The organism is Pseudomonas sp. WS 5146 (assembly GCF_012985495.1).
Lineage (GTDB): Bacteria > Pseudomonadota > Gammaproteobacteria > Pseudomonadales > Pseudomonadaceae > Aquipseudomonas > Aquipseudomonas edaphica.
Window position 1 is genome coordinate 203,102 of the sequence record NZ_JAAQWL010000011.1, and the last position, 21,337, is coordinate 224,438.

15 protein-coding genes are annotated in these 21,337 nt (G+C 60.0%); 12 read left to right on the forward strand and 3 right to left on the reverse strand.

What is annotated here, in order from left to right; genetic code table 11:
* Nucleotide 1: 1 nt before the first annotated feature.
* The 3 genes from tssK to tagH are packed head-to-tail and all read right to left on the reverse strand — an operon-like array spanning nucleotide 2 to nucleotide 3,241.
* Nucleotides 2-1,336 carry a type VI secretion system baseplate subunit TssK gene (tssK, locus tag HBO41_RS24835; RefSeq protein WP_169988085.1) on the reverse strand — a complete coding sequence of 445 codons (1,335 nt, stop codon included), beginning with the start codon at nucleotides 1,334-1,336 and terminating at the stop codon, nucleotides 2-4.
* A gap of 16 nt (nucleotides 1,337-1,352) precedes the next feature.
* Nucleotides 1,353-1,862 carry a type VI secretion system lipoprotein TssJ gene (gene tssJ, locus HBO41_RS24840; protein ID WP_169988087.1) on the reverse strand — a complete coding sequence of 170 codons (510 nt, stop codon included), beginning with the start codon at nucleotides 1,860-1,862 and terminating at the stop codon, nucleotides 1,353-1,355.
* Nucleotides 1,863-1,918: 56 nt separating this feature from the next.
* Nucleotides 1,919-3,241: a type VI secretion system-associated FHA domain protein TagH gene (gene tagH, locus HBO41_RS24845; RefSeq protein WP_017135825.1), complete on the reverse strand. Its 1,323-nt coding sequence runs from the start codon at nucleotides 3,239-3,241 to the stop codon at nucleotides 1,919-1,921.
* A 393-nt stretch (nucleotides 3,242-3,634) separates the two neighbouring features.
* On the opposite strand from tagH, the gene tssA reads away from it, so the two are divergent.
* The 12 genes from tssA to HBO41_RS24905 all read left to right on the forward strand — a co-directional run bounded on the left by tssA (nucleotide 3,635) and on the right by HBO41_RS24905 (nucleotide 21,063).
* A complete protein-coding gene (gene tssA / locus HBO41_RS24850; RefSeq protein ID WP_169988089.1) occupies nucleotides 3,635-4,654 on the forward strand; it encodes a type VI secretion system protein TssA in 1,020 nt (339 codons plus the stop codon).
* A 54-nt stretch (nucleotides 4,655-4,708) separates the two neighbouring features.
* A complete protein-coding gene (gene tssB / locus HBO41_RS24855; protein ID WP_017135823.1) occupies nucleotides 4,709-5,215 on the forward strand; it encodes a type VI secretion system contractile sheath small subunit in 507 nt (168 codons plus the stop codon).
* A 2-nt stretch (nucleotides 5,216-5,217) separates the two neighbouring features.
* Nucleotides 5,218-6,714, forward strand: a complete 1,497-nt coding sequence (tssC, locus tag HBO41_RS24860) for a type VI secretion system contractile sheath large subunit (RefSeq protein WP_017135822.1) — start codon at nucleotides 5,218-5,220, stop codon at nucleotides 6,712-6,714.
* Nucleotides 6,715-6,886: 172 nt separating this feature from the next.
* Nucleotides 6,887-7,375: a type VI secretion system tube protein Hcp gene (locus HBO41_RS24865; protein ID WP_005792512.1), complete on the forward strand. Its 489-nt coding sequence runs from the start codon at nucleotides 6,887-6,889 to the stop codon at nucleotides 7,373-7,375.
* A 78-nt stretch (nucleotides 7,376-7,453) separates the two neighbouring features.
* Nucleotides 7,454-7,969 carry a type VI secretion system baseplate subunit TssE gene (gene tssE, locus HBO41_RS24870; RefSeq protein WP_026013585.1) on the forward strand — a complete coding sequence of 172 codons (516 nt, stop codon included), beginning with the start codon at nucleotides 7,454-7,456 and terminating at the stop codon, nucleotides 7,967-7,969.
* On the forward strand, nucleotides 7,966-9,825 hold the full coding sequence (gene tssF, locus HBO41_RS24875; protein ID WP_099550248.1) for a type VI secretion system baseplate subunit TssF: 1,860 nt from the start codon (nucleotides 7,966-7,968) through the stop codon (nucleotides 9,823-9,825). The genes tssE and tssF overlap by 4 nt, the downstream gene beginning before the upstream one ends.
* A complete protein-coding gene (gene tssG / locus HBO41_RS24880; RefSeq protein WP_017135819.1) occupies nucleotides 9,789-10,832 on the forward strand; it encodes a type VI secretion system baseplate subunit TssG in 1,044 nt (347 codons plus the stop codon). Before tssF ends, tssG begins: the two co-directional genes overlap by 37 nt.
* The gene (gene tssH / locus HBO41_RS24885) at nucleotides 10,825-13,479 is read left to right on the forward strand and encodes a type VI secretion system ATPase TssH (RefSeq protein ID WP_169988091.1); all 2,655 of its coding nucleotides are present in this window, start codon (nucleotides 10,825-10,827) and stop codon (nucleotides 13,477-13,479) included. The genes tssG and tssH overlap by 8 nt, the downstream gene beginning before the upstream one ends.
* A gap of 187 nt (nucleotides 13,480-13,666) precedes the next feature.
* Nucleotides 13,667-15,607: a type VI secretion system Vgr family protein gene (locus tag HBO41_RS24890; RefSeq protein WP_169988093.1), complete on the forward strand. Its 1,941-nt coding sequence runs from the start codon at nucleotides 13,667-13,669 to the stop codon at nucleotides 15,605-15,607.
* A 15-nt stretch (nucleotides 15,608-15,622) separates the two neighbouring features.
* Nucleotides 15,623-16,057: a DcrB-related protein gene (locus HBO41_RS24895; RefSeq protein ID WP_169988095.1), complete on the forward strand. Its 435-nt coding sequence runs from the start codon at nucleotides 15,623-15,625 to the stop codon at nucleotides 16,055-16,057.
* A 12-nt stretch (nucleotides 16,058-16,069) separates the two neighbouring features.
* Complete coding sequence (locus HBO41_RS24900) at nucleotides 16,070-20,401, forward strand: RHS repeat-associated core domain-containing protein (RefSeq protein ID WP_169988098.1); 4,332 nt, start codon at nucleotides 16,070-16,072, stop codon at nucleotides 20,399-20,401.
* Nucleotides 20,398-21,063: a hypothetical protein gene (locus tag HBO41_RS24905; protein ID WP_169988100.1), complete on the forward strand. Its 666-nt coding sequence runs from the start codon at nucleotides 20,398-20,400 to the stop codon at nucleotides 21,061-21,063. The genes HBO41_RS24900 and HBO41_RS24905 overlap by 4 nt, the downstream gene beginning before the upstream one ends.
* The last annotated feature ends 274 nt before the right edge of the window (nucleotides 21,064-21,337 follow it).

The following is a 21,337-nucleotide window of genomic DNA, read 5'->3' on the forward strand; positions in this document are numbered from 1 at the left end:
ATTATCCTCGGATCGCCCAGAAGGCCAGGTTCAAGCCCGGGAACTGCCCGGCGATATGGAAGGCAAAGCCGCCGGAGTTGTTCAGTTGCTGCCAGTGCTCGCTGCCACGGTCCAGCTCGTAATAGGTGCTGCCTGCGTGGTACGGGATCTGGCGTGGCGCAACCGGCAACGGCAGCAGGCCGATACCTGGCAATTGCAGGTTGACCATGTCGCGGATGTGCTCCACCGAGCCGACTTTGCTCTGCTGGCCGAAGCGGGCGCGCAGGGTTTCGCCGGGCACGTCGGCGTGTACCACGAGGATGAAACTGGCGCTGTCGAGCAGGGTTTTGTCGGCGAGCATGGCCACGTGGATGCCATAGGCTTTTTCCACAATCGGGATCGGCGTGGCTTTGCTGTCGATCAGCATCGACAGCGCTTCACGCAGGGCCGCCATCACCGGGGCGAAACTCAGGATCAGGTCATCGTGCTGGTATTGCGGGTATTCCTGAGGGCGGCGACCCGAGGTTGAGAAGGTCGAAAACTCACCGGCCAAGCTCACCAGCTCGCTGAAAAACCGCTCAGGGTGCAGCGGGCTTAACTGGCTCAAATGCTGGATCAGCGGCTGCGCCCGGTTGACCAACTGCAGCAGCATGAAGTCGGCAATTTCCGAAGCACCACCCGCGCCCGAGGCGACCACGCGGCCCGCCAGGGCTTCGCCGCGCTGGTGCAGCAGGCCGAGCAGTTCACTGCGAAAGGCGGTGAGTGGTTTGCTCGCGGCCACGTCCAAAACCGGTGGGATATACGTGTCGTCGAGCACCAATGCACGGTCGGCACGCTTTTCCTTGATGCGCACCAGGCCGATGGCGGCGTAGTCACTGATGCCATCCTGCGCGGTCAACAGGCGCAGCGCTCGGGAACCCACAGCCACTGGCGCGCGGTTTTCAAACGGCGCGTTGTCGTCGCGTACTTCGCGCACCTGGCTGACGTACCGTGCCGCTTCCAGCGCTTCGCCTTCATCCACCGTGTCTCGCGCACCGGCGCGCTTGAGCGGCAAGGCCAGGTACACCAGGCCGTCGCGCAGATTGTCGTCGATATTCAGCGGGCTCGGCGCCAAGTCGTCCTGGGGAATATTGAACGGCGTGCCGTCGGGCAACAGGCCACGCGCCGACACGATCGCCAGCTTGCCCTGGGCCAGCAGGCCCTGATCAATAAGCAACTCGGAAAAGCCCCAGGCACCGGCGGACAACGGTCGGCTGCGCGCGTCGATGAGGTTTTCCAGGTAACGGTCATGCTGCTGGAAGTGCTGCGTTCCGATGAACATGCCTTCCGACCAGACCACGCGATTGTTCCAGGACATGGGGGCTCCGAGGGTTTTATTGGGCAGGGCTGGATGGGGGAACCACGACGTCGGCGCGTACGGCGCGCACATCGAGGCTGATCTGATATTCGGTGTATTGGCGCGCCGGAACCGTGAGCACCGTGCGCCATTGCGCGCGGTCCAGCTCGCGATAGCCCACCAACAAGCCGATCTGGCGTGTGGAAGGGTCAAGGTCGCGCTGGATGCTCAGTTGCTGGCCGGGTCGGATCATCACTTCATCCTGGTCCAGCAGGTCCAGGCCAAGGGTGGATTGCGCGCGATCGGCCAAGGCGAAGTAGTCGGAGCGACTGAAGGTGGCGGCGTTTTTCAGTTCGAAAATGCGCACCCGCACCGGAGCAGCCTGGCCGTTGGCACCGGGGTTTAGCCCGGCAATGGCGTGAAAGTGCAGCTCGACTGCGGCAGTGCCCGCTTCGGCTTCAGCGGTAACCTCGGGTTTGACCGCGTCCTTGGCACACGCCGTCAGCAACAGCGCGGTGGCGGCTGCGAGTAAAAACCTGGGAATCATCCTGCGTCCTCAATGACGTACTTAGCTATCCGTTTTATCCATTATTGCGGCGCGTTTTAGCGTCGCTGTCGTGCGCTGTGTTCTTCGTATGCTCGGCTGAATTCGCGACCGAACAGGTCCTGGAAATCTTCCTGGGCCTCACGGGAAATATTGCTGTAGAGCTCGGTGAACTGCTGCCAGTACTGCGCCTGGCGCGAGCCGTTGAACAGGCTCGACAGCCCGGCGGGCTTGCCCATGCGCTCTTCCAGCTGTGCCGGTTCAAAACGCGTGAGCAGGTGTTTGATCGCCGCTTCCACACCGGCCATTACTGCCAGTTGGTGAGCGCGCAGGTCGTCGAAACTCTCGCGCACGGCGACGTCCGGCGCCATAAACGCTTGGTTGCCATGACGAAGCAGCAGCAGCAAGGCTTCGTCAGCATTCGGCGCAAATTTCAACGGATTGTTTTCAGCCGGCTGGATCATCGTCTGCTGCATGCGGAACTCGCCCTTGAGGCTCGCGCGGGCACGCAACACGTCGATCAGGCCTTCGACCATAAGGCGGTAGCTGCGGCCGATGCTTTCCATTTGTGCTTCGGCTTGAGCCTTGTCGAGGCGCAATTGGTCCAGCCCGGCGCCGCGCAGGAAGGCTTGCAGCAAGTCGGGCTGTTGGGTGATGGCCGGGGCGGTTGGCTGGACGACCGGCGCTGCTGGCGGTTCAGGTGGTGCAACCGGCTGTGGCGCTGCAACAACGGGCGCGGGCGTGTCGCCGAACAAATCCCAGTCTTCAGGAATAACCGAGCCCGACACCACGGGTTGCTCGACCACAGGCACCGCGACCGGCGTTGGCGGACGAAAATCGTGCTGCTCGCTGGGTACGTGGTCCGCCACAGTTGGCGGCGGCACGGTGGTCGGAGTGAGGAAGTCGAACAGGTCCGGCAGCGTGTCCATCGACGAGGCGCCCTGGAACTGCGGCGCGATCACAGGTGCAGGTGCAGGCTTGTTCGCCACCGCGCCCATCAGCGCTTCAAAACTGTTCGGCGAATCGCCGCTGAACGGCTGGCTATCAAGCGCCTGCACGTTGAAGTCGATACGTGCCTGGATCTCGTAATCGCCGATGCGGATCAACTCGCCATCTTGCAACGGCTCGCTGTTCCCTCTACGCATTCGGATGCCGGCGTTAACCAGCTCCACTCCGTTCGTACTGTTATCGGTTAGGTAGTAACGGCCATCTTTGTATTGAATAACGCAATGTTGCGAGGAGACTAACCGCTCTGGGTCAGGCAGTACCCAGTCATTGTCGGAATTGCGGCCAATAGCCATCACGCCCTGATCCATGGACTTTTCAGGGCATTGCCCAGGGGTAATCTTGTGATAACTAGTGATAGTCAAACACAGCGACATCTTGCCTCCTTGCTGATACATCGCGCGCGGCCTATTCCAAGGGAGGGCGCCTCCCGCAAGCGCCCTGCCAAGTCGTGCAAACGACCGTAAAATCTGCTTTTGTCAGCATGATTGCTGATCTTAACCGGCTTCTGTGACAAAAACCCTGTCCTGGGCCGCCGTCAGACCCGTCAGTCGCGCAGTGTGTTAAACACCGCACATCTGTCACAGAGGGCGAGTAGCTTACCTTGACAACGCGTAACTACTACACCAAAAATGCACAACTTCTTGAACATAAGTGATGGCGCAATAGTGGCGCACTGAGTATATGACCAAGAAAACATGCAAAGTTCATTGCGTAACTTATGCATGCATTGCCCGCCGTCTAACGGGCTGATAAGGAGATCGAATCAAGTGGATGTGCCGTTGCTGCTCGCCGCCGTTTCCGCGACTTCGCCCTGTGGTGAAGACATGGAATATGACGCGCAATTCCTTCAATTGGAACGTGACGCCAAGGGCCAACCCGAGCGCAGCATGGGCGACTCGATCCTGCCCGCCGAACCCCCGCAGTGGCGTAGCATCCAGCAGCAAAGCCTCGATTTGTTGCAACGCAGCAAAGACCTGCGCATCACCCATTTCCTGTTGCAAAGCTCCCTCGCCCTCCAGGGTGTGGCCGGGCTTGCCGAAGTCCTTACGTTGATCAACGCGCTGCTGCGCGAATACTGGGCCGACCTGTACCCGCGCCTGGATGCCGACGACGATAACGACCCCACCGTGCGCATCAACGCCCTGTCCGGCTTGACCAGCGACGCGACCATACGCTTGCTGCGCGAGAGCATCCTCACGCGCTCGCGCACGTTTGGGCCAGTGAGCCTGCGCGCGGCGCTCAACGCCAGCGGCCTGTCGAACTTCCCGGATGAGCAACTCGGCGCCCAGCAACTCAACGCCGCGTTCCTCGACAGTGACTCCGAACAACTGCAAGCCACGCGCGACGCCTTGAGTGCCGCGCGTGCCGCCTGCGAGGCCATCGAACAACAGGTCAACGACCAGGTCGGCTCGGCCCAGGGCGTAGACCTGAGCCTGCTGAAGCAACCGCTCAAGCAGGCGCTGCAGATCCTCAATCAAGCCGTACCCGACCCTGCAGGCAGCAGCGAACCCGAGGCTGTCAGTGAAGACAATGCCCCCTCGGTCGATTTCGCCGCTGCCCCCGCAGCACCGCGCCCAACGGGCGACATCGCCACCCGCGATGACGTGCTGCGCAGCCTCGACAAGATCCTTGCGTACTACACCCGGCACGAGCCTTCGAGCCCGCTGCCGGTGCTGTTGAACCGGGCGAAGCATCTGGTGCACGCCGACTTTGCGGCCATCGTGCGCAACCTGATCCCCGACGGCATGTCCCAATTTGAAAACCTGCGCGGCCCGGAAAGCGAATAAGCCGCCGGACTGTGCAGTAACAACACCGTCGCTCAAGCGACCAGGAGCAGCAACGTGGCGAAGCAAAGTTCTCAGAAATTCATCGCGCGCAACCGTGCGCCTCGAGTGCAGATCGAGTACGACGTCGAGCTTTACGGCGCCGAGAAAAAGGTCCAGTTGCCCTTCGTGATGGGCGTGATGGCCGACCTCGCCGGCAAGCCTGCCGAGCCGCTGGCGCCTGTGGCTGATCGCAAGTTCCTTGAAGTAGACGTCGACAACTTCGACTCGCGCCTCAAGGCCATGCAGCCACGCGTAGCCTTCCACGTACCGAATGAGCTGACCGGCGAAGGCAACCTGAGCCTGGACATCACCTTCGAAAGCATGGACGACTTCAGCCCGGCCGCCGTGGCCCGCAAAGTCGATTCGCTCAAGCAACTGCTCGAAGCCCGCACCCAGTTGGCCAACCTGCTGACCTACATGGACGGCAAGACCGGCGCTGAAGAAATCATCATGAAGGCGATCAAGGACCCGGCACTGCTTCAGGCACTTGCCAGCGCGCCTAAGCCAGCAGGGGACCAGTAATCATGACCGACAATACCGCCCGCGAAGGCAGCCAGATCCTGGGTGCTACCGAAGAAGCCAGCGAGTTCGCCAACCTGCTGCTGCAAGAATTCAAACCCAAGACCGAGCGTGCCCGCGAAGCCGTGGAAACTGCCGTGCGTACCCTGGCCGAACAGGCTCTGGCGCAGACGGACCTGGTCTCCAATGACGCGATCAAATCGATCGAATCGATCATCGCCGCCATCGACGCCAAGCTCACCGCCCAGGTCAACCAGATCATCCACCACCCGGATTTCCAGCAGCTGGAAAGCGCCTGGCGTGGCCTGCACTACCTGGTCAACAACACCGAAAGCGACGAGCAACTGAAGATTCGCGTGCTCAATATCGCCAAACCTGAACTGCACAAGACCCTGAAGAAATTCAAGGGCACGGCGTGGGACCAGAGCCCGATCTTCAAGAAGATGTACGAAGAAGAATACGGCCAGTTCGGCGGCGAACCGTACGGTTGCCTGGTGGGCGATTACTACTTCGACCAGTCTCCACCGGACGTCGAGCTGCTGGGTGAGTTGTCGAAGGTCTGCGCCGCCATGCACGCGCCATTCATTGCCGCTGCTTCGCCCACCGTGATGGGCATGGGTTCGTGGCAGGAACTGTCGAACCCGCGCGACCTGACCAAGATCTTCACCACCCCGGAATACGCTGGCTGGCGCTCGCTGCGTGAATCGGAAGACTCGCGCTACATCGGCCTGACCATGCCGCGCTTCCTGGCGCGCCTGCCGTATGGCGCCAAAACCGACCCGGTGGAAGCCTTCGCCTTCGAAGAAAACACCGACGGCGCCGACAGCTCCAAGTACACCTGGGCCAACGCCGCCTACGCGATGGCGGTGAACATCAACCGCTCGTTCAAACACTACGGCTGGTGCTCGCGCATCCGTGGCGTGGAATCCGGCGGTGAAGTGGAAAACCTCCCGGCCCATACGTTCCCTACCGATGACGGTGGCGTGGACATGAAGTGCCCGACCGAAATCGCCATCAGCGACCGCCGTGAAGCGGAGTTGGCGAAGAACGGTTTCATGCCGCTGCTGCACAAGAAAAACACCGACTTCGCCGCGTTCATCGGCGCCCAGTCGTTGCAGAAACCGGCCGAATACGACGACCCGGACGCCACCGCCAACGCCAACCTGGCCGCGCGCCTGCCGTACCTGTTCGCCACCTGCCGCTTCGCCCACTACTTGAAGTGCATCGTGCGCGACAAGATCGGTTCCTTCAAAGAGAAGGACGAGATGCAGCGTTGGTTGCAGGACTGGATCCTCAACTACGTCGACGGCGACCCTGCGCACTCCACCGAAACCACCAAGGCCCAGCACCCGTTGGCCGCCGCCGAGGTGATCGTGGAAGACGTCGAAGGCAACCCGGGTTACTACAACTCCAAGTTCTACCTGCGCCCGCACTACCAGCTCGAAGGGCTGACCGTGTCGTTGCGCCTGGTATCGAAACTGCCTTCGGCAAAAAGCGCATAACTAACGGTTGAACCGGCTCTTCTGTGGGAGCCGGGCTTGCCCGCGATGCAGGCACCTCGGTTTGTCAGTCAGACCGCGGTGATGCCATCGCAGGCAAGCCAGCTCCCACAGAACAGCATTGCCCCTTTGGGCATCACCAAATTCAGTGGCCCGTGCCACACAGGGAGAAAACATGGCTGTTGATATTTTCATCAAGATCGGCGACATCAAGGGCGAGTCCATGGACAAGGCCCACAAGGACGAAATCGACGTGCTGAACTGGAGCTGGGGCATGGCCCAGTCCGGCAACATGCATGTGGGCGGCGGTGGCGGCGCGGGCAAGGTGAATATCCAGGACCTGTCGCTGACCAAGTACGTCGACAAGGCTTCGCCCAACCTGATGATGCACTGCGCCAGCGGTAAGCACATCGACAAGGTCAAGCTGACCGTGCGCAAGGCTGGCGGCGAAAGCCAGGTCGAGTACATGGTGATCAACCTGGAAGAAGTGCTGGTCACGTCCCTGAGCACCGGCGGCTCGGGCACCGATGATCGCCTGACCGAAAACGTCACCCTGAACTTCGCCCAGGTGATGGTCGACTACCAGCCGCAGAAAGCCGACGGCACCAAAGACGGCGGCGCGATCAAGTTTGGCTGGAACATCCGTTCCAACACCAAGCGCTGATAGCCCTGGCGGCCGCAGCACCTCGCTGCGGCCCCTGGCACCTTGTCCCTCTCTTAGCCCGTCCGTGGAGCTGCTTTGGTGGTAACTGAAATCGCTTCCCGCGACCGTCTGCAACCGTCCCTGCTGGACCGGCTGACCGACGATGACCCAACCAACCTCAAGGAAAGCGCCGACAAACGCGTGCTGTCCCTGACCCAATTAAAAGCCTCGGTGCTGCGTGACCTGGCGTGGTTGCTTAACACCACGTCGCTCCTCGACGCCGATGCCACGTTGCACACCCCGGCTGGCACATCGGTGGTCAATTACGGCCTGCCTGCGCTGGCCGGCAACAGCGTTTCCAGTGTGGATATCAAAGCCCTGGAAGCCTTGATCTACCAGGCGATTGCCACTTTTGAACCACGTATTTTGCGCCACACGCTGCGCGTAAAAGCCCGCGTGGGCCATGGCGAGATGAACCACAACGCATTGAGTTTCGAGATCGAAGGCGACCTGTGGGCGCAGCCGGTGCCGTTGCGCCTGCTGCTGCAAACCGACCTCGATCTGGAATCCGGGCATGTGCGTGTGGTCAATGCCGACCAGCGGAGGCGCCCATGAACCCGCGCCTGCTGGAGCTGTACAACCAGGAACTGCACCACGTGCGCGAAAGCGCCGCCGAGTTCGCCAAGGAATACCCGAAGATCGCCAGTCGGCTGACGTTGTCCGGCATGGACTGCGCCGACCCGTACGTCGAACGCTTGCTCGAAGGCTTTGCCTACCTGACTGCCCGGGTGCAGCTCAAGCTCGACGCCGAGTACCCGACCTTCACCCATAACCTGCTGGAAATCGCTTACCCGCACTACCTCGCGCCCACGCCGTCGATGACCGTGGTGCAAATGCAGACCGACCCCGACGAAGGCTCGCTGGCCAGTGGTTTCCTATTGCCGCGCGACACAGTGTTGCGCGCCGCCTTGGGCCGCGAAACCCAGACCTGCTGCGAGTACCGCACCGCGCACCCGGTGACGCTGTGGCCGTTGCAAGTCAGTAATGCTGAGTACTTCGGCAACCCCGCCGCTGTGTTGGGACGCCTGGCCGCCAGCGAGCCCAAAGCCAAAGCCGGCCTGCGCCTGACTCTGCGCACCGGCGCCGAATTACCCTTCAACAGCCTCGACCTCGATAACCTGCCGCTGTACCTCAGCGGTGCCGATGAGCAGCCGTTTCGGCTCTACGAACAGTTACTCGGCAACGCCTGCGCCGTGTTTGCTCGCAAACCCGGTGGTGATTGGGTCGAGCGCCTGCCGCAAGACGCGCTGCGCTCCCGTGGTTTTGACGATGCCGATGCGGCCATGCCGGTGGTGGCGCGCGCGTTTCAGGGTTATCGGCTACTGCAGGAATACTTCGCCCTGCCCCACCGCTTCCTGTTCGTTGAATTCGCGCAGCTGAGCCGTGCGGTGAAACGCTGCGACGGCCAGGAGTTGGAGCTGATCGTGCTGTTCGACCGTCACGAGCCGAGCCTGGAAGGCAGCGTCGGCGCGGCGCAGTTCATGCCGTTCTGCACGCCGGCGATCAACTTGTTTCCCAAACGCGTGGACCGCATTCACCTGTCGGACCGTGTCAACGAACACCATGTCATCGCCGACCGCACGCGGCCGATGGATTTCGAAATTCACTCGTTGAGCGGCATCACCGGCCATGGCACTGGGCCGGAGCAGCCGTTCCTGCCGTTCTATGCGGTGCGTGATCCATCGCGTTATGGCCGCGACCAGGCGTACTACACCCTGCGCCGTGAACCTCGCGTGTTGTCCAGCGACCAACGCCGTAACGGCCCGCGCTCTACCTATGTGGGCAGCGAAACCTTTGTCAGCCTGGTCGACAGCCAGCAAGCGCCGTACCGCCATGATTTGCGCCAGCTCGGCGTGACCGCGCTGTGTACCAACCGCGATTTGCCGCTGTTCATGAGCGTGGGCAACGGCAAGACCGACTTCACCTTGGCCGACAGCGCGCCGGTGTTGTCGGTGCGCTGCGTGGCCGGGCCGAGTCGCCCGCGTGCCAGCCATGCCCATGACGCCAAGGCCTGGCGCCTGATCAGCCAGTTGTCGCTCAACTACCTGTCGCTGAGCGAGCAGGGCCAGGGCGCCGGCGCCTTGCGCGAACTGTTGCGCTTGTATGGCGACAGCAACGACGCGGCGCTGCAATTACAGATCGAAGGTTTACGTGAGGTCAGCAGCAAAGCGGTGACCCGGCGCCTGCCGATGCCCGGCCCGATCGTGTTTGGGCGCGGTCTGGAAATCACCCTGGAATTCGATGAAAACGCGTTTCGCGGCACCGGCGTGTTCCTGCTCGGTGCGGTGCTGGAACGCTTCCTGGCACGTTATGTGTCGATCAACAGCTTTACCGAGACGGTGATCCGTACCACCGAACGCGGCGAGATCATGCGATGGAAAGCCAAGCCCGGTCGACGTCCGACCCTGTGAACACACTGGATGCGATGCATCAGGAGCCCTGGGAATACGATTTCTTCCAGGCGCTGCGACGTATCGAGTGCGAATCGCCAGCGCTGCCGCGCCTGGGCCATTCCCTGCGCCTGGCCGATGACCCGCTGCGCCTGGGGCAGCAGGCGGACTGCACCTTCGCACCGGCCACATTGGCCTCGGTCGACCCTGGCGGCGATGGCAAACCAGCGCGGCTGGAGCAATTCTTTTTCGGCCTCGGCGGCCCCAACGGCCCGTTGCCGCTGCATATCACCGAGTACGTGCGCGAACGCCAGCGCAACAACGCCGACAGCACCAGCAAACAGTTTTTGGATGTGTTCCACCATCGCCTGCTCAGCCTGTTTTACCGGGCCTGGGCCGAGGCGCGACCGACCGTCAGCCACGACCGCCCGGATGATGACTACTGGTCCGCGCGCCTCGCAGCGCTGTGTGGTCGAGGCATGCCGAGCCTGCTCAACCAGGGGTTGATTCCGGATACCGCGAAGCTGCACTACAGCGGTCACCTGTCGGCGCAAACCCGCTACCCGGACGGCTTGAAGGCCATTCTCAGCGAGTACTTCGGCCTGCCGGTAGAGATTGAAGAATACGTCGGCCAGTGGCTGGAACTGCCAGAGCGCAGCCGCGTGAGTGTCAGCGCCAACCAGTTGGGCGTGGACTTTTGCCTGGGCAGCCATGTGTGGGATCGCCAGCATAAATTCCGCATCCGCCTCGGCCCGCTCAAGCTGGACGATTACATGGGCATGCTGCCCGGCAGCCAGCCGTTCAACGAGCTGGTGGCGTGGGTGGCCGAGTACCTGGGCCATGAACTGGACTGGGACTTGAACCTGGTTTTGCAACAACCCGAAGTCCCAAAGCTGCAACTTAATGGCCAATTCCGCCTGGGCTTCAACACTTGGCTCGGCCAACCCGAGCATGACGCCAACGACCTAATCCTGGCCCGGCATTACGCCGATCACGCCACTACCTCAAGGAATCCAGAGCATGGGTGAAATCAGTCGCGCCGCACTGTTCGGCAAACTCAACAGCGTGGCCTACAAGGCCATCGAAGCCGCCACCGTGTTCTGCAAACTGCGGGGCAACCCGTATGTGGAACTGGCCCACTGGTTTCACCAGTTGCTGCAACTGCAGGACTCGGACCTGCACCGCATCATCCGCCAGTTCAACGTGGAGCCGGCGCGCCTGGCCCGTGACCTGACCGAAGCGCTGGACCGCTTGCCGCGTGGTTCGACGTCGATCACCGACTTGTCGTCGCATGTGGAAGAAGCCGTAGAGCGCGGCTGGGTCTACGGCAGCCTGATGTTCGGCGAAAGCCAGGTGCGTACCGGCTACCTGGTGCTGGGTATCCTGAAGACACCGAGCCTGCGCCATGCGCTGCTGGGCTTGTCCGCCGAGTTCGACAAGATCAAACCCGAAGCCTTGAGCGAGCGTTTTGACGAATACGTCGGCGACTCACCGGAGAATGCGTTGAGCGCCAGCGATGGCTTCAACGCCGGCGTACCTGGCGAAGCCAGCGGTGCCATGGCGCCGAGTGCGATGGGCAAGCAGGAAGCGCTCAAGCGCTTCACCGTCGACCTGACCGAACAAGCGCGCAGTGGCAAACTCGACCCGATCGTGGGGCGTGATGAAGAGATCCGCCAACTGGTGGACATCCTGATGCGTCGACGTCAGAACAATCCGATCCTCACTGGCGAAGCCGGCGTGGGCAAGACCGCTGTAGTCGAAGGGTTCGCCCTGCGCATCGTCGCCGGTGACGTGCCGCCTGCGCTCAAGGATGTGGAACTGCGCAGCCTCGACGTGGGCCTGCTGCAAGCCGGTGCCAGCATGAAGGGCGAGTTCGAACAGCGCCTGCGCCAGGTCATCGAAGACGTGCAGGCTTCGCCCAAGCCGATCATTCTGTTTATCGACGAAGCTCACACCCTGGTAGGTGCCGGTGGCGCCGCCGGGACTGGCGACGCCGCCAACCTGCTCAAGCCTGCGCTGGCCCGTGGCACCTTGCGTACCGTGGCCGCCACCACCTGGGCCGAGTACAAAAAACACATCGAGAAAGACCCCGCGCTGACCCGCCGCTTCCAGGTGGTACAGGTGGCCGAGCCGTCGGAAGACAAAGCGCTGCTGATGATGCGCGGCGTGGCCTCGACCATGGAGAAACACCATCAGGTGCAGATCCTCGATGAAGCGCTGGAAGCCTCGGTGAAACTGTCGCATCGCTATATTCCGGCGCGCCAGTTGCCGGATAAATCCGTGAGCTTGTTGGACACCGCCTGCGCCCGCGTCGCCATCAGCTTGCATGCGGTCCCGGCCGAGGTGGACGACAGCCGCCGTCGCATTGAAGCGCTGGAAACCGAGCTGCAAATCATCGCCCGCGAGCATGCCATCGGTATCGCCATTGGTGCGCGTCAAACCAATAGCGAAACCTTGCTGAGCGCCGAACGTGAGCGCCTGGCGACTCTGGAAAGCCGCTGGGCCGAAGAAAAAACCCTGGTTGATGAGCTATTGGCAACTCGCGCGACCTTGCGCGAAAAAGCTGGCGTGGTAGACAGCGGCAACGATGAGTTGCGCGCCCAACTGCTCGACCTGCAACAACGCCTCACTGCGCTGCAAGGCGAAACCCCGCTGATCTTGCCGACCGTGGATTACCAGGCCGTGGCCTCGGTGGTCGCCGACTGGACCGGCATCCCGGTGGGCCGCATGGCGCGCAACGAGTTGGAGACAGTGCTCAACCTCGACCAGCACCTGAAGAAACGCATCATCGGCCAGGACCATGCCTTGCAGATGATCGCCAAGCGCATCCAGACCTCCCGCGCCGGGCTCGATAACCCGAGCAAGCCGATTGGCGTGTTCATGCTCGCCGGCACCTCGGGTGTGGGCAAGACCGAAACCGCCCTGGCCCTGGCCGAAGCCATGTACGGCGGTGAGCAGAACGTCATCACCATCAACATGAGCGAGTTCCAGGAAGCCCATACCGTGTCCACACTCAAGGGCGCGCCACCGGGTTACATCGGCTACGGCGAAGGCGGCGTGCTGACCGAAGCGGTACGGCGTAAACCCTACAGCGTAGTGCTGCTGGACGAGGTGGAAAAAGCCCACCCGGATGTACACGAGATCTTCTTCCAGGTGTTCGACAAGGGCGTGATGGAGGACGGCGAAGGCCGGGTGATCGACTTCAAGAACACCCTGATCCTGCTGACCACCAACGCCGGTACCGAGCTGATTTCCCACGTGTGCAAAGACCCGGCGAACATCCCGGAGCCGGAAGAAATCGCCAAGGCGCTGCGCCAACCGCTGCTGGAGATTTTTCCGCCGGCACTGCTGGGCCGTCTGGTGACGATTCCGTATTACCCGCTGAGCGACGAAATGCTCAAGGCGATTACCCGCCTGCAACTGGGCCGCATCAAAAAGCGCGTGGAGAACACCCACAAAGTCGCCTTCGATTACGACGACGCTGTGGTCGATTTGATCGTCTCGCGCTGCACCGAAACCGAAAGTGGCGGGCGCATGATCGACACCATTCTCACCAACAGCCTGCTGCCGGACATGAGCCGTGAGTTTCTTACGCGCATGCTCGAAGGCAAGGCACTGGCGGGTGTGCGTATCAGCAGCCGGGATAATGAATTGCACTACGACTTCAGCGATTGACCTGACGAAACGCAATTCAACTGTGGGAGTGGGCTTGTGTGGGAGCTGGCTTGCCTGCGATAGCATCACCTCAGTGCGCCTGCCACACCGAGGTGCCTGCATCGCGGGCAAGCCCGGCTCCCACACAAGCCAGCTCCCACAGTTGGATTCGGTTTCTTCAGTTATTTAGGTATTTACGGGACTACCGATGCTATTCAACCAAGCCTCACGCCTGGCCAAGATCACCAGCCCGCTCGGGCCGGATGTGCTGCTGCTCAATGAAATGGGCGGCGGCGAAGAGCTGGGCAGGTTGTTCAACTATGAGCTGCGACTGACCTCTCTGGACGCCAACATCGACCTTAACCAGTTGCTGGGCAAGCCGATGAGCGTTGGCGTGCAGCTGGCGGACGGTGGCGAGCGGCACTTCCACGGCATCGTTGCGCGTTGCAGCCAGAATATCGACCAAGGCCAGTTCGCCAGTTATCAGGTGACCCTGCGCCCATGGTTCTGGCTGCTCAGCCGCACCTCGGACTGCCGGATTTTCCAGAACCTGAGCATCCCGCAGATCATCAAGCAAGTGTTCCGCGACCTGGGCTTCTCCGACTTCGAAGACGCGCTGAGCCGCCCTTATCGCGAGTGGGAATACTGCGTGCAGTACCGCGAGACCAGCTTCGATTTCGTCAGCCGCTTGATGGAACAGGAAGGTATCTACTACTTCTTCCGCCATGAACAGGACCGTCATGTGCTGGTGTTGGCCGATGCTTATGGCGCCCACACCACGGTGCCGGGCTATGCGTCGATCCCGTACTACCCCAAGGACGAGCAGCAGCGCGAACGCGACCATATGCACAACTGGCACCTGGCGCAGGAAGTGCAGCCTGGGTCGCTGGAGCTTAACGACTACGACTTCCAGCGCCCCAGCGCCAGTATCGACGTGCGCTCGGCCATGCCGCGCCCGCACACCGCCGGCGACTACCCGCTGTACGACTACCCCGGCACCTACGTGCAAAGCGCCGACGGTGAGCACTATGCGCGCACCCGCATCGAAGCCCTGCAAACCCTGCATGAGCAGATCGAGTTCAACGGTAATGCGCGGGGCTTGGGCTCAGGCCATTTGTTCAGCCTCACCGGTTTCAGCCGCCAGGACCAGAACCGCGAGTACCTGATCGTCGGTTGCCGCTATGCCATCGTCCAGGAAAGCCTGGAAACCGGCGGCGGCTCGGGGTCGGCGCAGTTCGAAAGCAGCCTCACCTGTATTGACGCCCAACAAAGCTTCCGACCGCTGGCCAGCACCTATCGGCCCATCGTCAAAGGCCCGCAGACTGCGCTGGTGGTCGGTCCCAAGGGCGAGGAAATCTGGACCGACCAGTACGGCCGCGTGAAGGTGCACTTCTACTGGGACCGTCACGACCAATCCAACGAAAACAGCTCATGCTGGATTCGTGTGTCGCAGTCCTGGGCCGGTAAAAACTGGGGCTCGATGCAGATCCCACGGATCGGCCAGGAAGTGATCGTGAGCTTTCTGGAAGGCGACCCGGACCGCCCGATCATCACCGGCCGTGTCTACAACGCCGAACAGACCGTGCCTTACGACCTGCCGGAAAACGCCACCCAGAGCGGCATGAAAAGCCGCTCCAGCAAAGGCGGCACGCCGGCCAACTTCAATGAAATCCGTATGGAGGACAAGAAGGGGCTGGAGCAGCTGTATATCCACGCCGAGCGCAATCAGGACATCGTGGTGGAGGTGGATGAAAGCCACTCGGTGGGGCATGACCGCAACAAGAGCATTGGGCATAACGAGACGGTGACCATTGGTAATAACCGCACGCGCATGGTCAAGCAGGAGGATGTGCTGGTGGTGGGCCAGCGCAAGACCGACAGCATCAGCCAGAGCTACGTGATTGAAGTGGGGGAAAACCTGCGCCTTGTGTGCGGCGAAAGCATCCTGGAGTTGAATGCCAGCGGGCAGATCAACCTCACTGGGGTGAATATCAGCTTTTATGCCAGCGGCGACGCAGAGTTCAACACCAAGGGCGTACTGCACCTGAACAACGGCCACGGCCCCGGCGCCACCCCCGAGGGCCAGGGCAACAAAAAAAGCATCGACGCCAATATAAAAGCGGTCTTCCCCGCGCCTAAAAGCTCCTGACGAGACCTGTTTGCCATGACGTACCGAATCAACGAATTCCAGTTTCAACTGCCGACCACAGAGCTGCTGGACGCGACGATCAATATCCTCAAGTTCCCCGAGCTAGGCACCTCCTTGATCATCAGCCGCAGCATGCTCACCGAAGGCGAAACCCTGCACAGCAACTTCGACGACCAGCTCAAGCGTCTGGAAAAACAGGTGCAGGACTTGCGCTGCCAGCCCGGCATCGATGTGCGCCTGGGTGCGGCACAGGAAGTCGACGCTATCGAGCTGCGCAGCCAGTTCAACAAGGGCAATGACAAGGTTTTCCAGTATCAGCTGGCGTTGGTAATACCTGGCACCCGCAAGATGCTCGCCTTGAGTTACGTAAAGGCGCAGGCGCTCGGCGATGCCGAGGCGGCGCACTGGGCATTGATAAAAAGCTCGTTGTCGTTCGACGCCATTTCTTGATGAGCCACCTGTATGTCTGACCCGTTATGGGCAGCCCGGATGGGCGATGCGCTTTCCCACACCTCGATGATGGCGGACATCCTCGGCGGTGTGCTGGAAGTGGCGGCCAATATCGCGATCACGGCGGTGGCGACGGCGGCCGTGGTTGCGGCCACCGGCATTACCGTGGTCACCGGTGGCCTCGGCTGCTTCCTGCTGGGTGCGGTGGTGGGCACGATTGTTGGCCTGGCCATGAGCAAAAGTGGCGCGGACAAAGGGCTGACCAAGATATGCGATGCCTTCAGTAACGCCCTGTTTCCGCCCACGGTGCAGGCGAACATTCTCACCGGTTCCACCGACACCCTGACCAATAACATGCCTGCGGCTCGTGCGGCCGGGGCGATCAGTTCCCATGTCACACCGGCCGGTACCGAGCTGGAAGCGCCCGAACCGGAACCCGAAGCCAGTTATCTGGACATGGCCGCAGGTTTCTTTTCGCAGATGTGGCGCCCTACCGTCGCCACACCTGCGCCGGGTGCCGTGCCCAAGCCGCTGGACCTGGTGGTGTGCATGAAGCACCCGCCCATGCCGCCGCAGTTTCTGGCCGAAGGCTCGGATAAGGTCACGATCAACGGCCAACCCGCCGTGCGCAGTGGTGATCGCAGTACCTGCGATGCGACGGTGGTGTCGTCCGGGCTGATTTCCTCCAACGTGACCATTGGTGGCGGTTCGGTGGTGGTGCGTGAGATTCGCAGCGGCAAGACGCCTGGCGTCGGGTTGGCGGTTACAGCGCTGTTGATGCTCAAGGGTGGCAAGGGCAAGTTCTTCAGCAAGTTGCCATGCATGTTGGTCAGCGGCGCGACGTCGATGGCCATCAGCAGCGCGATGGACGCTGCGGCCAACGCCGCGATGGGCTCGTCGAACCCGGTGCATGCCGCGACGGGCGCGAAGGTACTGGGCGGTGTCGACGACCTGGATTTTGTGCTGCCCGGCATTCTGCCTATCGACTGGCAGCGCTTCTACAACAGCCGTGATGAACGCCAGGGCAGCCTGTTTGGCGTCGGTTGGAGCGTGCCCTACGAAGTATGCGTCGACATTCAGCCGCATCCCGAGGGCGGCGAAACGCTGGTCTATACCGACGAGCAGGGCCGGCCCATCGACATGGGCACCATTCCCTTGGGCGGCGCAGTGTTCAGCGCCGGTGAAGGGCTTGCGGTGCGACGACACCTCAATGGGCAGTTGCTGATCGAAAGCGACGACGGCATGTACCGCTTGTTCGAAGCTGCGCCAGCGAACCCGTCGCAACTGCGTCTGAGCCAACTGGGTGATCGTAACGACAACCGTATCTATATCGACTATGACGAAGCGGGGCGCCTGGTGCGTCTGCGCGATACGTTCGATCTGGTGCAGGTTGAGCTGATCCGTGATCAGGGCCATGTGAACCGCATTGAACGCCTGTACCCGGAACAACGTCGCGAAGTGCTGGTGAGCTATGGCTACGACGCGGCAGGCAATCTCGCGCAAGTGCGTGATGCAACCGATCAAGTGCAGCGGCGTTTTGCCTACGATGCCGGGCGCCGAATGGTGGAGCATCAATTACCCACCGGATTGCGCTGTTTCTATGAGTGGGCGTTGATCGAAGGCCTGGAATGGCGCGTGGTTCGGCATTGGACCGATGAGGGCGACGCTTACCAGTTCGACTATGACCTGCAGGCTGGCCTCACGCGCATCACCGACGGCCTGCAGCGCGTGAGTACGCGGTACTGGAACACTCAGCATCAGATCATTCAGTACAGCGACAACCTTGGCCAGACCTGGCTGTTCGAGTGGAATGACGAACGTCAGTTGCTCAGCGCGACTGATCCTCTGGGTGGGCGCTATGAGTACAGCTACGATGAGAGCGGTAACCTCAGTACATCCAGTGACCCCTTGGGCCGTATTGAATCCGTTTTATGGCTGGAACATTGGTCTCTTCCACTGGTTGAAACCGATAGTGCCGGCAGCAGTTGGCAATACGAATATAACGCCAGCGGCAATTGTGTCCGCGAAACAGACCCGCTGGGTCTCGTCACTCGCTACCGTTATAACGCTGGTGGCCAGATCGTAGAGATTGTCGACCCCGCAGGTAAAAGCAACACCTTGCGTTGGAATAAATACGGGCAGCTGTCAGAGCATATCGACTGCTCAGGTTACTCAACAAAGTTCAACTACGACCATCGCGGTTATTTACAGACCATCACCGATGCGCTCGGCGAGCGCACGACTTTCCTGCATGACGCTCGCGGGCGTCTGCTGCATTATCAGCTGCCAGATGGTCGCGTTGAAGAATACCTGCGTGACACAAGTGGCCAGCTCACCCAACACATCGATGCGGCCGGCCACACCACCGCCTATCAATACGATGGACGTGGGCAAGTTCGCCAACGCATCGACGCCCACGGACGCCACGTTCAATTTAACTATGATGCCTATGGTCGTCTCCAGGCACTGACCAATGAAAATGGTGAACAGTATCGATTTATCTGGGATGCGGTCGACCGAATCGTCGAGCAACAAGACCTGGATGGCAGCGCCCGACGCTATGCCTACGACGGATTAGGCAATGCCATTCTCGAGTCCCATATACCCGCCCCCTATGGTTCTGGACTGGCACTTGTACCCGATACACCAATAGATCCCATCACTCATCATTTGGAACGGGACGCCGCTGGCCGATTGATCGGAAAAGTAACGGCCGATGGTCGAACCGACTACACCTACGACAGCGTCAACCAACTTACCGTTGCCACATTCACAGATACCCGAGGCTGCGAGCAAAGCCTGTCATTTACTTACGATGCTGTCGGCCAATTGCTGGAAGAACAAAGCTCAGCAGGCAGCCTGCGTCATCACTACGACGAACTGGGTAACCTGATACAAACGCAATTGCCCGATGGGCGCCATATCAACCGTCTCTACTACGGAAGTGGTCATCTGCACCAACTGAACCTCGATGGTCAGTTGATCAGTGATTTCGAGCGGGACCGGCTGCATCGTGAGGTTCTGCGTACTCAGGGACACATTACTACGCGGAGCGAGTATGACCGTGGTGGGCGCCTGCGTTCGCGCATACTGCGCAATGCCGACCAGCCAACACTGCTACCGCCCAGAATACAGAAGCAGTTCAATTACGACGCCAACGACAATCTGATCACCCGCATTGACCGTACGCCGGTTGCCAGTCGTCAACAATTGCTCCACTACGATGCGACGGGACGTATTGTCGCCAACCAAGACAACCTTCAGGGGCTGAGCGAAACGTTTGCCTACGACGCTGCCGCCAACTTGCTGGACGGTCCCCAGCCCGGTGCAGGGCTGGTGGTACATAACAAACTACTGACCTATCAGGACAAACGATATCGCTACGATGCCTTCGGTCGAATGGTAGAGAAGCGTACCGGTAGTCATCGAGTGCAACGCTTCTTTTATGATGCAGAGCATCGTTTGATTGAAGTTCACAACATCAACGGAGTTCAAGAAACTGTCGTCAAAATGTGCTACGACCCCCTCGGTCGAAGGACACTAAAAACTGAACATGACATCCGAGGGTTTCCACTAGGCGAGACCTATTTCATCTGGGACGGATTGCGGCTGCTTCAAGAGCAAAAGAACAGTCTGAACAGCCTGTACCTCTATGGAACAGACAGCCATGAGCCGCTTTCACGTGTGGATGGTGTGGGTGCCCAACAGAAAATTCGGTATTACCACAATGATCAGAACGGACTGCCCGAACAACTATCGGATGCCACGGGTAATATCGTCTGGCATGCTCGTTATCGGGTTTGGGGCAATACCATTGAAGAGGTTCGTGAGCCTCACTACATCGAAGAGCAGAATCTGCGATTCCAGGGCCAATATTTGGATCGCGAGACAGGCCTGCACTTCAATACCTTTCGTTTCTATGATCCGGATATTGGGCGATTCACCACACCAGACCCCATCGAGCTATTGGGGGGAATCAACCTTTACCAATACGCTCCCAACCCTTTAGGGTGGATAGATCCTTGGGGCTGGTCATGCCACGGCAACTCGAGAAAAAGCCGCAAGGCACAACACGGCTATGAAGTCGTAGACACGCGCACCGGAAAAGTTGCGAAGACCGGTGTGAGTGGCGGCAGAATAAAGAAAAATGGAAAATCGGCGCGAGCCGAAAAACAGGTTAGAGACTGGAACGCAGAACCGGGTAATACGGGACGGTATGAGTCCAGAGTAATCAAAAAGGTGCCGGCTGGCCCCGGCGCTCGGTGGAAAATCGAGCGTTGGGAGCAACGAAATGCGAACCGCCGCAGGCAGGAATTAGACCCAGCGAGGCATTCAAGGCCATGATTTTAAAAGAAGTGTATCTGTACCCGGACTTGACCGAATACAGCGACGAGATCATTCATCCGTTCCGCGATCAAAGCCGGTCTGTCTGCAATTTCCTGGAACGCCATTTGAGCGCCCAAAAATTCGAGGCGGTGGGCTTCAAAAAAATTTGTTTTGTCGGAACCAGGCAAACTACGCAGGAGGTCTACGTGAACTCCAGCAGCGCACTCATTGTGCCGGTGACTATGGACGAGGTCGCCTATAAAAACTGCGTAACGTCCGACGAACTCAATGAGTTTTTTATAAGCCTGCTGTTGAATGGGTTGGCAAAAGCGATAAAGCACATAGCGCTTCCTGTCGCCCTATTCAAAGACACCCTTGATGAGTTTCGCCGTAACCACTTTAAAAACGAGTGGGTTTTCAAGAGTAAAAAAATAAAAAACCCTGCGTGTACCTGCGTACTTGAATGCCGCCTGACAATCGATTTTTTCTTATTGAGTTTTAAAGTTTTGAAGAGCAACACCTGTGTGCTCGACAAAGAGATCTTGCGAACAGCTCCCGATGAAGTGGTCTTCCTTCCTTACCTAAAGGATATCAAGGAAGAAAACGGAAGAATAAAAGTCATCGACAAGTCAGGCATGCCGTTTTACACCACCACCGCTGCCAGCCTCGATAAGCTATGACGCACGTAGTCCGCAACATCATGTTTAACTCAGAGTTCGATCAAGCATTAAAGCGTCAGCACACACCGATATTCGCCCAATAAAAAGTATGGGGACAGATTATTTCCGGCTCGTTCAAGCATCATAATTCATCCCCTTTTTCGCCGTGAAGAGTACCGCGTGGTAGCGACCGTCAATAACGAAGGGGTGAGCATGCTCAACGACCATAAGGACATTTCTACCGTTGACTATAAAGAGACGGGCCTCAAAGATGGCGTACTCTCCAAGACCAATG